Raw genomic sequence first — 14223 nt, 5'->3', positions numbered from 1 at the left:
GACCGTTGATAGATTTATGACATTTTTTTGTTTTATCTCCATCGAAGAAGTATGCGATTGGCGCTTTAAAGTCCTGTTATCATCTCAAATTGGTCTATGTGATTGGTGAGCCCTAGTTTTTCAAGAAATAATTTACTCTCGAAAGAAGCTTCGTCAACGTTATTTACTTGTACTTTCTCACCTGCTACAAGACGATTTATTTCGGCAAACAACCGGGAAGCGATACCTTTTCGGCGGAAGAGTGGAGCTACAGCAAATTGGTGGATCCGTCTCGTTAACGGACTGAAAAATACATAGCCTATTAATTGATCTTGAACAAATGCACCCAATATATGGAGATGCATATGTTCTATACTTGCGGGCATGTTTTGCCAGCTAGGTGTAATATCCCAAAAAGACTGAAGAGTAGGCCATGAAAATTCGTTTATCGTTTGGATGGTGGCGATATTATCCGTGCTTTTTACTTGGATTTCTCCACTGAAGCAAAGGAGTTTACGGTTTATAGTAAAACCATCTTTCTCGTATGCTCGGATTGCAGCATCATTCCCTTCAATTACTTCTAATACGACTTGTTGGACGTTGTTTTCTTGGAAGAATGGTTTCATGAAAGCCGACATTTGTCCCACAAGCCCTTTCCCGCGGTAAGCCGGAAGCACACCCGTTCCGCCATTATAGACGGTTTTATTACCATCATTCTCACGTACGCCATACAGCATGAAGGCAATGAGTTTATCGTTGTCAAATGCCCCAACAGACCACGGTAAGTGTATATCTTCATTCTTGATTTTGGATTGAAGCTGCTCGGCCGTCAGTTGAAAGGGAACGATATAATCCGCAAACGCATGATTGAGCGCTTGCAGGAGATGGTCTTTATCATTGCTACTTAAGGTACGTACTTGCATAAAATACAGGGAATGTCGTTAAATATGTTGGTGCCAATCTACTGCAATTTTTTCATACTTCTTTAAAAAGGCATCTTTAGCATCGTTGTAGTGGTTACCATCAACCCATTCTTGTTGTACTAATTTTTGTTTCAATTCTTGGTATTGCGCACGAATCGTAGGGTGTGTCTTTAGATAATCACGAAATGCGATATGTCGCGTCCAGTCTGCTGAACCGAGGACAAATGCATGGATATGGGCAATCCGTAAGTCGTGGTTTTGTAGGATCTCAGGCGTTGCTTGATGTGCCTTTAAAATTGAAGAAACGCCCATTTCGGAGACGGAGTGCTGAAATAGGATAAAGAAGCGTCTCTCGGGCATATCTTTGTTATACTTTTCATAATACACTACATTCGGGTGATTAAATAATAGTGGCACTTGCTCCAATTCTTCTTTGTTTTTTACACCCAATTGGATATCGATGATGGGTTTTGCTGAAAGGCCTTCTACGGAGGTGCTACCGATATGATCTACCTGCGGCTGTATATCGGATAGAAGCTGTTCGATATCTTTTTTCAACGTCTCAAATTTCGATTTCCATGTGGGGGTGTAAGGCTCAAAAGGTAATTTCATACTCAAAAGTACGTTACTTTTTTACTTTAACAATACCTTTTCGATAGAGATCGAGGCCACTTTGTAGGATTTCTTCTAACAGTACAATGGGGATGTCCTGCGTCGGATCTACCGTGAAAATTTTCATCCGAGATCGATTTCCTTGTTCTAAGTTCGGGTGGTCCAATAGTTTCCCCTCGGTCAGCAAGACATAGGGATAATCTGTTTTTTTATCGGTCCATAGATAACAGAGGATATTCTTGTAGTAGCAGAAGCAAGGCATGCCATATTTTTGAGTTTCCGTTATCTGGGGGTCTTGTTCTAAAATAATATGTCGTAAGCTTAGTAAGCAGCTCCGCTGCGGTTCTTCTTTGTTGAAATAATAATTATGGAGTTCTTCTGACATAGTGTTTATCTTTTGGCTCTTGTAAAAATACAACAATTTGAAAGACGTAAAGGGTATGTTTTTTAGCCTTCTCGGTTTCCGAATTTAATGGGCATTTTCAAGGTACAAAGAGACGATAAAAAAAATGAAAAAAATAGTCTACTAATTTGGTAGTTTTTAAATTGCGACGTATATTTGCTTCATAATCGTTTCTCAATTGGCGTTGGCGACGAAAGTATTAACTAGAATTTGAAATGGAAAAAAAACTACTGACTGAAGAAGCCGAAGGGCTAAACACTTTCCCTAAACCGAATCATTTGACAGCCTCTTGTCGAATGCGAATGTGCTGTTAATTTTCTCCCTCTTTATAAAAATAGCTAGGGAAGCAAAGCTTCCCTAAGCTGTTTAATAATGGAACAAGTTCAATTTGGCGTTGGCACTTGTAAGTACTCACTATTAAAACAGTTCAAAACTATGAAAAAATACGGATTATTCCAGTATTTGTACCCTTGTATGCTCTTTTTTTTGTTTATCAAAACAAGTTCAGCGCAAGAAACAAGCCCTATTATCAACGCGTCCCTAAGCGGCACAGTTTTAGATTTTTATACCAAAGAACCGATTGAAGGGGTGACGGTGCAATTGGAAGCGGTCACGCACAGTGTGAAGACCGACCGCTTTGGTAAGTTCCAGTTTGTGACCGGACAAAAATTACCCTTCACTATTACATTGTCCAATATAGGTTATGAAAAGAAAACCCTGGTTGTGCAAACTTCTCCCACGGTTATCGAACTAAAGCCTAAAGTTGAAGCCTTGGATGAAGTGGTGATAACAGGCTACACGGTACAGCAAAAAAAGGCAATCAGTGGTTCGATAGCCACAGTAAACTTTAAAGAGGACAATCTTGCCCAAGCAGACCAAGATTTTGTGAAGCTTCTCCAGGGGAAAGTCGCGGGTGCCCAGATAACAGCCACTTCAGGAGTGCCTGGAGGTGGTGTTAGTTTTGTGGTGCGTGGCAACAACTCTATTAATGGAAATGTCGCACCTCTATATGTTGTCGACGGAGTTTTTCTGAGCACGACACTCCCTGTTACGGGGGGCGGAGGAAATCTCCTTTCCAATCCCTTAGCAGATATCAACCCTGCAGATATTGAAAGTGTGACCATCCTAAAGGACGCGAATGCAACGGCTATATATGGGTCGCAAGGCGCAAATGGGGTCGTATTGATCAAGACGAAACGAGGACAGCGAAATACGGCATCTCGCATTAACTTTTCTACTAAACAAGGCTTTTCCCAAGCCGTAAATAAGTTTAAAGCTGTTACTGGTCCTGAAACCGGACAACTTCTCTATGAATCGTGGTTCAATACGGCGACAGAGAATCAAGAAAGTTTGGCGAGCTACTTGACACGCGAGAAGCCGACGAATTGGGACCTGGTATTTCCCTTTAAAAATGGAGACGGATCCACCGATTTCTCGCGCGATAATATTTCTAATCTACCCACCTACGATCGAATTAGTAATCTATTTAAGAATGCATACCATGTTGACTATCAGGTTGCCTTATACGGAGGGGGATCAAATAGCAATCATTACATCGGTTTAGGGTATTCAGGACAGGAGTCCATTGTGCGGCCAAATGACTTTAATCGCTTTTCGCTTCGCGTAAATTATGATAACAATGTAACCGAACGACTAAAGGTAGGGACTAGCTATAATCTCGCGCGTGTAGGACGTTCCAATGTACGAAACAACGATAACGATCCGGGAGGAATTATAAATTCGGCTATTTTTCCTCGATCCTTTCTACCGGTCTTCGATGCGCAAGGAAACTACCTAAACCATGCTACTTTTAATAATCATCTGCGCCTCATTGAGCATTTGGATAACAACTATACTACCTGGCGGAATACGGTAAATTTATTCGCCGAATATAGTATTCTATCGCATCTTAAATTTAAGACCAGTGGTAGTTTTGACTATACCAGCAATGGTACGCGTAGCTTCTCCGATTTTGCGCTTAGCAATACAGGTGCGGCCAGTGCTGGCAACAACTTGATTCAAGTATATACAGCAGAGCAACTATTGACATACGTAAAGTCTTTTGGCAACAAACACGATGTAAATTTCTTGCTGGGAAATACCATCAATGTGCAACAGTCGCAAAATGTGGGAGCAAGTGGTACGAATTATATTTTTGATGTCCTGCGTGAGGTGTCTTCTGGAGGAACGACATCAGGAACTTCATCGCGAAATGAAAATCGATTGGTCTCGTTCTTCGGAAATGCAGGCTACACCTTTGATAAACGTTACGCATTGGAGTTCAGTTTACGTGCTGACGGTTCGTCACGTTTCGGGAAAAATGTACGGTGGGGATACTTTCCTGCCGGTGGATTTATTGGGAATGTTGGGCAGGAACGTTTTTTACGCGACAATACGATCATCAATGGCTTAAAACTACGTACAACCTTTGGTTTGTCTGGAAATCAGAATGGAATTGGAGATTATGATGCCCTGGCGGTTTGGTCTACTAATGCACAGTCTTATCTTGATCAACCAAGTTTATCGCCCGGTCGTTTGGCTAATCCTGATCTTACTTGGGAAACAACCCGACAGACTAACATCGGAACGGATGCAGTTCTTTTGAATAATAGGTTGAATATCACATTTGATTGGTATTACAAATATACCACAAACGGCTTACAAAGTGTGGTCCTACCATCACGTAGCGGGTATACTTCTGCCATTCGCAATTATACAGAGATCAGTAACCGTGGATTAGAGCTTACTGTCGAATCTACAAATATTCGAAAGCCACACTTTAGCTGGCAAACAAGTTTTAATATTTCGAGAAACCGAAATCGTATAGAAAAGATTCCACAAGAACAAACATTGGGAGCAACCAACCGAGGTACTTCAATCTTGCGCCAAGGATATCCAATTAATTCGTTTTTCTTATATAAGCAGCTATATGTAGATCCTCAAACGGGAAATGCCGTTTATGAAGATGTCGATGGAAATGGTGTCGTGAATTATGCGGATAGACAGATTCTGGGGAATACAGAGCCTAATTTTATTGGAGGTTTGACCAACACCTTTAACTACAAAGGTGTTGAATTGAGTGCCTTTTTATATTTCACGCAAGGGAATCATCTCTTGAATATGCATAATTTCTTTTTGGTGCATGGGGGAATCCAAAACGGAATAGGCTTCGATCCGCGTCAGTTGCAGCGTTGGCAAAAAACAGGCGATGTAACAGATATACCCAAAATGACCCGATATGCCTTGAACCCAGAGCAGAATAACGCACCCGCAAACAACTACACGGGTCAAGTAGCAAATTTAAGCAGCCGGTACTTGGAAGATGGTTCTTTTCTGCGATTGAGAAATGTTTCTATTGGATATACGTTGCCGCAGGCCCTAGCTGCGAAACTAAAACTCTATCGCTTGAAAGCAACTGTGTCAGCAACAAACCTGTGGACTTGGACAAATTATGGTGGGCTTGACCCGGAGGTGAGCGCGCAAAGTACCAATCAAAATACTGCGGGATACGACTGGGCAACGGTGCCCCAGCCGCGAACGTTTGAATTCATATTGAATATTACCCTTTAATTCTCTTTTACGATGAACCGTATACGATATTACATAAACCATATAGCCATTGGGGCATTTGCATTACTGACTTTTACCGCATGCGAAAGTTTCTTAGAGGTCAAACCGACAAACGCTTTGTTGGCAGATAACGCGATCTATGATGCCAAAACTTCGCGGGCTATTGTCAACTCAGCCTACTCAGCTTTAAAAAACTATAGCATCAATGCGGCATTGAACCTGGCGGTGCTGCCGGGGGACAATGTCTTTTTTGCGGGAAGCCAGAGCCAAAATATTGAACTGGATAATGGAGCCTTTACGGTAACTAACTCGGCTATTGTTGGCGCTTATAGTGCAAACTATTCGCTCATAAATATTGTTAATTGGGCGCTCGCAGAAATTCCTAAAGTAGAGGATCCTACTTTTGCGACAGGCGAACAGGAAAAGCTTATTGGAGAAGCCTACTTTATTCGGGCTTTTGCCTATTTTAACTTAGTGCGTAGCTGGGGTGGGGTGCAGCTTCAATTGCAACCAACCACTGATCTTTCTTCTTTAGGTGCCATAAAGCGCAGTACGGTGGAAGAGACCTACGCACAAATCTTGGCAGATTTAAAGCAGGCCGGTAATCTCTTGCCCCCGGATGATGGATCAACCCGAAATAAAGTGCAGCGCGCTATAGTACGGGCATTCCGTGCCAAGGTGTTGTTGTATGCAAAACGGTTTGACGAGGCAGAAATAGAAGCAGATGCTGTTTTACAACTTTCAAAATACAGTCTTGTGAAGCCTTATGTCAGGTTCTTTGAATTGCCATTTCTTTCCTCGGAATCTATATTTGAACTTTCCGCGACGGCCAACAATGCAGGAACAAGTGGTAGCACTTGGTTTCCCGCATCGGGAACTCCACGCGGATCTTATGAGTTCAGGCCCTCCAACGAAATTGTAAACCTGCTCAATGACTCCCAAAAAGGAGGAAATAGGAAAGCTCTTCTGGCAACTCGAGGAACCGATGTATATGTTAATCTGTACCATACGGTTTCACCCAATGTGAATCCCGGATATGTAATTCGACTTTCGGATCTATATTTGATTCGTGCGGAATCCCGCTTACGCAAGACCGTACCTAATATAAATGGTGCAATTACAGATTTAAACGCGGTTCGTGCCCGAGCTGAGGCCGCGCTCTATCCCTCAAGCTTGCCGGTTGTGGCAGAAGTATTGCAGGCCATCTGGGAGGAAAGAAGGTTGGAATTTGCCTTTGAGGCTGATCGCTGGTATGATCTCGTACGAACCGAACAGGCGGAAAAGGTCCTCGGTATAAGTCCGAACTTTTGGCTTTTTCCAATACCGCAGGCCGATGTTCTCTCTGACCCTGATCTCCATGGAGCTAACAATCCCGGTTATTAATTATTTTCAAAACAGCAGTATCATGAAAAAACTACTCATATTCTTACTTATTTTTGTCGCTTGCTCTGTACAGGGACAAGATCGCTATTATTATGGTGACCACGCAAAGTTTAACCCCAATATACCAACTCCTGAAGATTTTTTTGGGTTTCCGATCGGTACCGCCTTGGTACGATACGATAAGGTTGTGGAATATTTCAAGCTGCTGGCGCAGAAATCCGACCGTGCGGCGATTGAAACAATAGGATACTCTTGGGAAAGGCGCGAACAGATAAAATTGCTCATCACCTCACCAACAAACCAACCGCGATTAGAAGATATCCGACAAAAACACCTGCAGCTTGTTAAGCCAGGGACGAAAGTAGCGTATAGCGAACAAAAAATTGTGGTAGAATTAGCCTATAATGTACATGGTGGAGAGATCGCTGGGACAGATGCGGCCGTGTTGGCAGCCTACTATCTTGTCGCGGTCGAAGATCCCGACATCTTACGTAGACTAAACGAAGCTGTTGTCCTGATCGAACCGTCGCAAAATCCAGATGGTAGAGAGCGAGCTGTTACATATATTAACGGCTTCCATAGTAATCCTCCAGTGGCTGACCCCGCTGATATAGGGCATGGTGGCGGATGGACCCCCCATCGCGGTAACCATTTTTGGAATGATCTAAATAGAGATTGGCTTGCGTTATCGCAGGTCGAAAGTCAAAATAGGGTAGCATATTACCATAGATGGTATCCCAATGTATACTTGGATTTTCATGAAATGGGCAGCAGTAGCTCTTATTATTTTGAGCCGTCACCGTTGTCTACATGGAATAAGATCTTACCCCAAAGTAACTACAATGTACTGACTGCTATCTTAGCAAAGCAGTTCTCAAAAGCATTGAATAAAATAGGGTCACTCTACTTCACCAAAGAGAGCTTTACCAACCTATCGCCCATTTATGGTTCTACATATCCGGATTATCAAGGAGGAGTAGGGGTTACGTTAGAGGTGGGGGCAACTTCCGGTGTTGCCATTGAAACGGATGCGGGAGTACGAACGTTTGCTCGAAATCTAAAAGATAATTTTGAGATTAGTATTGCAGGTTTAATTGCAGCCACCGATGAGAAAGAAGTATTCTTAAAAGAACAAAAATCGTTCTTTGAAAGTGCTTTGCAGCAAGCTGATCGCTTAACCGATAAGTATATTATATTTGGTAGTAAGGAAGATCCCAGCTTAAACCGCCTGTTCTTGAAGCATCTGCTACGGCACCATATTGAAGTGTACGCTCTTTCCAAAACGACGACAGAGGGGGGAAAGACCTTTGAGGTAGGGACCGCTTATGTCGTTCCACTAAAGCAAGGCCAGTTCAGGATTTTACAATCTATTTTTGAAGAGAATGAAACCAATGCTTTTGATAAAGAAACAACATTTTATGATATATCCGCGTGGAGTACCGCACATGGTTATGGTATTCCCTTTGTAAAGACTAAAAACCCAATAACACCCGGTGTACTGATACAAAATGTACCAGATGTTGTGCCATTTTCAGTTGATCAATCCCTCATTGCGTATGCATTTGAATACAATGATTATTTAGCCGCGAAAGCACTTTATTTCTTACAGGATAAAGGGGTGATTGCACGGGTAGCGAGCTTACCATTTACCAGTAAAACGACACAAGGCGACCATAACTTTTTTGCCGGTACTATCGTGATTCCCGTTGCTTATCAAACTTTGGAAGAAACCCATCTTTACCAAGTGATCCAAGAGGCAGCAACGAGAACAGGAATTAGTATTCATTCAATTAATGATGGGTTCAGCGTACGGGGGATTGATTTGGGAAGCAACAACATTCGTGTCTTAAAAAAGCCTAAAGTGGGTCTTGTTAGTGGTGGAAATTGGACTACGTTCGGTGAGGTCTGGTCTTTGCTGTCCGAAACCTATGCTATACCTGTAGTAAAACTGAATGCGCAAAACTTGGACCGTATAGATCTCCAGAGCTATACCTCGATTATTCTTACCGGTGGGCAGCATAGTGCCGATTTTGCACAGCGACTAGCGGCATGGGTTAATGCCGGAGGAACATTGATTAATCTCGGAGCCGCAAATTCATGGGTCAATACGGCGGTATTCCCGGCGGTCTCCAATGAAAATAATGCGGGTAACCGAGGAGCAGATCGACGCGGAAATGCTTTAGCAGAGGTCACGCCACAGCCTGCGGGAGGGCGTGGAGGAGATTCTCGTTTGAGTGGGATAATCGTGAAGGGTGAATTGGATCTAAGAAGCCCTTTGACGTACGGTCTTACCAATAAAGACGTGTACCTGTTACGGACTAGCTTTGGCAGTATTGCCCCAAATACCATCGATAATAGTGTCGTGAAGTCTACAGATGTATTGGTCAATGGCTACGCAGATACCACAATATTGCAAAAAGTAAAAGATAATATCATCGTGGGGACGATAAGCAAAGGACGCGGGGCAGTCGTTTACTTTGCGGAATCGCCAACCTTCCGCGGGTATTGGTTGTCTACAGGACGATTGTTGACAAATGCTATTTTTTTCGGGGTCGGAGCTTCCCCACGTAGATTTTAAAGCTATAGATAACTGCTTTTATTAACCTAGATGTTATCTAGCGGGGGCAAGGTGCATGATGTTGGACACTTTTGCCCCCATATCTACCCGTTTTGTAGTGTAATTATTCGGACGCATTTAGTATATTGCCACGATTACTTAACCTTAATACCAAGAGCATGTCTCACAGCCTTCTAAAAGAAAAGCAAATTGTCGCTCGCTTGAAAGCGGGCGAGGAGGAGGCTTTTGTTTGGCTGTTTGAGCACTATTCCCCCATCTTAACATCTTTTCTCGCCGGGCTTAAATTTGACGCGGAGGATGTCAGCGATACGATTCAACAGACTTTTCTTAAAGTATGGGAAAATAGAAATCGGATTGATGTGGATGCTTCTTTTAAAAATTATGTTATTACTATCGCTAAAAATGATATCTATAATAAAGTAAAAAAGAATATTTCGGCACAAAAATACTTGGATCATAGTGTATTGCATTCGGATCAAAGTGTTGAAATAACGACAACAGAATTAACCGATATTCTTTCCACGATTTTAGCGAACCTCCCAGAAAAGAGAAAGCAAGTTTTTGAGATGAGTCGCATTCAGGGATATTCCAATAAGGAGATCGCGGAGGAGTTAGGTATCACCAAGAGTACAGTAGAAAATCATATCAATAACTCTTCATCGGTTGTTAAAAAACTACTCAAAGGACTTGGGTTTGGTATCGCTGCATTATTTTTTTTATTTTAGCTTAGGTGCAAAAGTTCTTTCAACTGTATAGTATACGATAAGGATCGAAAAAGTGGACAAAAACCTTTTAAACAAGTATTTCGAACAACAATGTTCTCCGGCTGAGCGTAAAGCAGTCGAGGAGTGGCTGTTGAATTCGGAAAATAAAGCTGCGTTTGAGGCGTTTTTAGAAACTCGGTGGGATCAGCATGTCGAAGATTATTCTTCCGCTGTGAACGTAAAAAGTTCGAATGCAGGCAGATCATACTGGTGGCAAGCTGTTGCTGCAGCAGCAGTTTTAGGGATAGCTGTTTATTTATATGATAAGGGAACATCAACCCCCATGTCAGAACATACTCCCGAGGCTATAGTGGTATCTGCGACAGACAGTCTTTCCCGTGAACCGAGTTTAACTGCGGCAGCAATGTCTTCATCCCGTATTAACCCTAAAATCACAGAACATTATGAAAGAAAAACAAACCCGAACAAACCCAAAACTATCACCTTAAAGACGGCCGCAAAAGTAAATCAGAAAGATACTGTTAAAACCGTAAAAGCGGCTAAGCTTGGGAATTTTATGGTCAACGAAGTTTTACTAACGCAACTTCGGGGCAAGATCGATTCGAACCTATTGATCTTAAATATTGACGTCCATGATGTTCCTTTCCAGCGTTTTGCAACCATGCTGAAACAACGCTACGGTATTATTTTGGAACCTTGTGGGAAAGGCGGACAAGATAAGACCTACACCGCGCGATTTGAAAAAATATCCATCCCTGATTTGCTGAACGATATGTCCGAAAAAATGCTTTTTACGTATTCTATTAAAGACAGTGTCGTAAAGGTCTGTTTTAACTAACAAAATCAAATTCATTCATACGAACCTTTAGATTTTAGCATAGGCTATAGTCAGGGCTGTGCCATGGCAAATCTAAAACAGTATTAACCTAATCTACCAAAGATGAATAACCAGCTCAAGTTCATAGCTAAGCGGTGTGCCTTTGTCTTGACTTTTACAGGCGCATTAGTTGCGTCTCGGACGGCTTATAGTCAAGTTCAGATGACGCCCGTACGTGCTATACCAAAGATTGTAGGCCGCGTGGTTGACGAAAACAAAAAACCTATTGTAGGGGCTGTTGTTTCGGTCAAGAGTAACACCAAAATAGCGACAGCCACGAATAATTCAGGAGAGTTTATCCTTTCTCCGGATAAAGAAAATGAAGTGCTCCTTATTCGGAACATGGGGTTTCAAACGCAGGAAATCAAGCTGTCTCATGATATTAAACTTCCGTTGATTATTATGCTTACATCAACGACGGATCAGATCGATGAAGTAATTGTGACAGGCTATACCAAACGGTCCAAAGAGAGTTACACCGGAAGTGCCTCCACCTTTACGGGCGAGGATATCCGACGTGTCGGAAATAGAAACGTGTTGCAGAGTCTCCAAAATCTAGATCCTTCTTTTGTGTTAACGGAAAACCTATCCCTCGGATCTAATCCTAATATGTTGCCCGATATTCAGTTACGTGGACAGACAGGCCTCGATGACGTACGTGGCGATTTTTCTGGGAACCCCAATCTGCCACTTTTTATTTTGGATGGATTTGAAGCAAACTTGCAAAAGATATACGATCTCGATATGAATCGTGTTGCTTCTATAACGATACTACGGGATGCTTCGGCCAAAGCGATTTATGGTTCGAAAGCCGCAAACGGTGTCTTAGTGATTGAAACTTTGGTGCCTAAGGAAGGTAAATTACGGATCAGCTATAACGGTAACCTCAATGTGGAGGCGCCGGATTTGACATCCTATAATTTGACCAATGCACGTGAGAAGTTGGAGGTAGAGCGCCAAGCAGGCCGATATACATCCACACAACCCATGATACAGCAGTTTCTCAGTGAACAATACAATGCAATCTTGGGCGATATTGCTCGCGGTGTCGATACCTATTGGCTCTCGCAACCATTACGCGTAGGGTTGGGAGCTAAGCATGGCTTGTATCTCGAAGGAGGAAGTGCCGATATGCGCTATGGAGTGGATCTGAATTACAACAACCTGGTTGGTGTCATGAAAGGTTCGAAGCGTGATAATATAGGTGGTTCCGTCAATCTTTCCTACCGTAGTGGCAAGATTATCTTTAGAAACATCCTGAACTTAAACTTTAATAAATCAGTTAATTCACCGTATGGCACTTTTAGTGAATATACACGACTTAATCCTTATTGGTCGCCAACGGATGAGTTTGGCCAAACTAAAAAGGTATTGGGGGAATTTCGCTCAACGCCTTCGGGAAACCCAACGTATTATTACAACCCCCTGTATAACGCAAGCTTAAATACTAAAGACTTTTCAAACTACACCGAAATTACAGAGAACTTCTATGCGGAATGGCAACCCACAAAAGATCTACGTGTAACGGGACGGGTTGGTTTTACTCAAAATCAAAATGCCGCCGAGCTTTTTTATCCGGGCGATCACACGCGCTTTACAGAATGGACAGGGGATAATTTTTACCGACGCGGATCTTATACGATGACGGATGGGAAAAGTACAGCAGTCAGTTCCGATATTTTTGCCAACTGGACCAAACAATGGGGGAAGAATATCGTGCTCGTAAATGGAGGAGGAAATATGTCTGCATTGCAGTCTGAGACGCATGGTATGGCTGCAGAAGGGTTTCTAAATAACCGCGTGGACTTTATTTCTTTTGCGCGACAATATGCCTTGAATGGTGTCCCGATGGGGAGCGAGAATGTACAACGCGAAGTCGGAATCTTGGGCTCCGGTAGTTATGCTTATGATAACAGATACTTGGTGGATGTGAGCGTGCGTAGAAACGCATCCTCCGTTTTCGGTGCCAATAACAGATGGGGAACATTTTGGTCGGTGGGTTTGGGATGGAATTTACATCACGAGGCGTTTATCAAAAAGCTCCATATTTTTGATATGCTTAAAGTGAGAGGCTCGATCGGTACAACGGGAAGCCAAAACTTTAATCCTTACCAGGCCATGGCCACCTACAATTTTTTTACGAGCAGTACCTATGATAATATTTCAGGGGCCTACTTGTCGGCTCTTGCCAATGAAGATCTCCGCTGGCAGGAAAAGGTCGACCATAACATTGGTTTGGATGTCAATGTCTTAAAACGATTAAATATGCGATTTGACTATTACGTTAGTAATACCAATAATCTCTTAACGGATATGACGTTGCCGACATCAACAGGATTTTCAACCTATAAAGAGAACCTTGGTTCCCTTCAAAATATTGGATATGAAGGAACGATAAGCTACCAGGCTTACCGCAATGCAAAGACGCAATCTTACATTTCTTTCTTTGGATCCTTAGCGCATAATCACAATAAGATTACTAAAATATCCGATGGCTTGAAGCAACTTAATCGGGAGAAGGATGAAAGGACAGATAACCTCACGGCACCTGTAATTCGTTATGAAGAAGGTCAATCGATTTCTTCGATATGGGCGGTACCTTCTTTAGGGATTGATCCGGCTACAGGACGTGAACTTTTCCGTGCTAAGGATGGGAGCACAACGTATATCTGGAATCCGGACGATCAGGTTGTAGCTGGGGTAACAGACCCTAAACTACGCGGTACTTTTGGTTTAAACCTCGAGTACAGGGGATGGGGCTTTAGTACGACCTTCAGATATACACTCGGACAGGATTACTATAATTCCACATTAGTAAATCGTGTGGAGAACGTTAACATCGCTTACAACGTTGATTCTCGTGTATTTGAGAATACATGGTTGGAGCCGGGAGACAGGACACCGTTTAAACGTATTACTGTAAATCCGAGCCAAACACGGGCAAGTACGCGTTTTGTACAGCAGAAAAGTGACCTCACATTATCCTCTTTGAGTGCGTACTATGATTTTAAATGGAAAAATCTTAAACGATATGGATTACAGAATCTAAAGTGCTCGTTTTTCATGAATGAAGCTTTTGTGCTATCTACTGTAAAAGTAGAACGGGGTACGGACTATCCATTTGCCCGAAGCTTTTCATTCGCTGTACAAACCACTTTTTAATATAACGACAT

At 42.5% G+C, this 14223-nt stretch carries 9 protein-coding genes; 6 read left to right on the top strand and 3 right to left on the bottom strand.

Annotated features, from left to right (window positions below):
* Positions 1 to 65: 65 nt before the first annotated feature.
* From E2P86_RS11405 to E2P86_RS11395, 3 genes are read right to left on the bottom strand one after another with little or no spacing between them, the layout of a single operon-like run.
* Entirely contained in the window at positions 66 to 902 is an 837-nt protein-coding gene (locus tag E2P86_RS11405; RefSeq protein ID WP_134433105.1) for a GNAT family N-acetyltransferase, read from the bottom strand.
* Between the two features lie 18 nt (positions 903 to 920).
* Positions 921 to 1514, bottom strand: a complete 594-nt coding sequence (locus E2P86_RS11400; RefSeq protein ID WP_134433103.1) for a GrpB family protein — start codon at positions 1512 to 1514, stop codon at positions 921 to 923.
* A gap of 13 nt (positions 1515 to 1527) precedes the next feature.
* Positions 1528 to 1899 (bottom strand): DUF1801 domain-containing protein, encoded by a 372-nt coding sequence (locus E2P86_RS11395; RefSeq protein ID WP_134433101.1) that lies wholly within the window; start codon positions 1897 to 1899, stop codon positions 1528 to 1530.
* Positions 1900 to 2352: 453 nt separating this feature from the next.
* On the opposite strand from E2P86_RS11395, the gene E2P86_RS11390 reads away from it, so the two are divergent.
* From E2P86_RS11390 to E2P86_RS11365, 6 genes are all read left to right on the top strand, one after another.
* The gene (locus tag E2P86_RS11390; RefSeq protein WP_166785195.1) at positions 2353 to 5487 is read left to right on the top strand and encodes a SusC/RagA family TonB-linked outer membrane protein; all 3135 of its coding nucleotides are present in this window, start codon (positions 2353 to 2355) and stop codon (positions 5485 to 5487) included.
* Between the two features lie 12 nt (positions 5488 to 5499).
* Positions 5500 to 6870: a RagB/SusD family nutrient uptake outer membrane protein gene (locus E2P86_RS11385; RefSeq protein WP_134433097.1), complete on the top strand. Its 1371-nt coding sequence runs from the start codon at positions 5500 to 5502 to the stop codon at positions 6868 to 6870.
* Between the two features lie 22 nt (positions 6871 to 6892).
* A complete protein-coding gene (locus tag E2P86_RS11380) occupies positions 6893 to 9448 on the top strand; it encodes a M14 family zinc carboxypeptidase (RefSeq protein ID WP_166785194.1) in 2556 nt (851 codons plus the stop codon).
* A gap of 158 nt (positions 9449 to 9606) precedes the next feature.
* Positions 9607 to 10173, top strand: a complete 567-nt coding sequence (locus E2P86_RS11375; RefSeq protein WP_134433093.1) for an RNA polymerase sigma factor — start codon at positions 9607 to 9609, stop codon at positions 10171 to 10173.
* Positions 10174 to 10225: 52 nt separating this feature from the next.
* Complete coding sequence (locus tag E2P86_RS11370; RefSeq protein WP_134433091.1) at positions 10226 to 11011, top strand: hypothetical protein; 786 nt, start codon at positions 10226 to 10228, stop codon at positions 11009 to 11011.
* Positions 11012 to 11113: 102 nt separating this feature from the next.
* A complete protein-coding gene (locus E2P86_RS11365) occupies positions 11114 to 14212 on the top strand; it encodes a SusC/RagA family TonB-linked outer membrane protein (RefSeq protein ID WP_134433089.1) in 3099 nt (1032 codons plus the stop codon).
* The last annotated feature ends 11 nt before the right edge of the window (positions 14213 to 14223 follow it).

Source organism: Sphingobacterium psychroaquaticum (assembly GCF_004421025.1).
GTDB classification, from domain to species: Bacteria; Bacteroidota; Bacteroidia; order Sphingobacteriales; family Sphingobacteriaceae; genus Sphingobacterium; species Sphingobacterium psychroaquaticum.
This window is presented reverse-complemented; position numbering and strand designations above follow the sequence as displayed.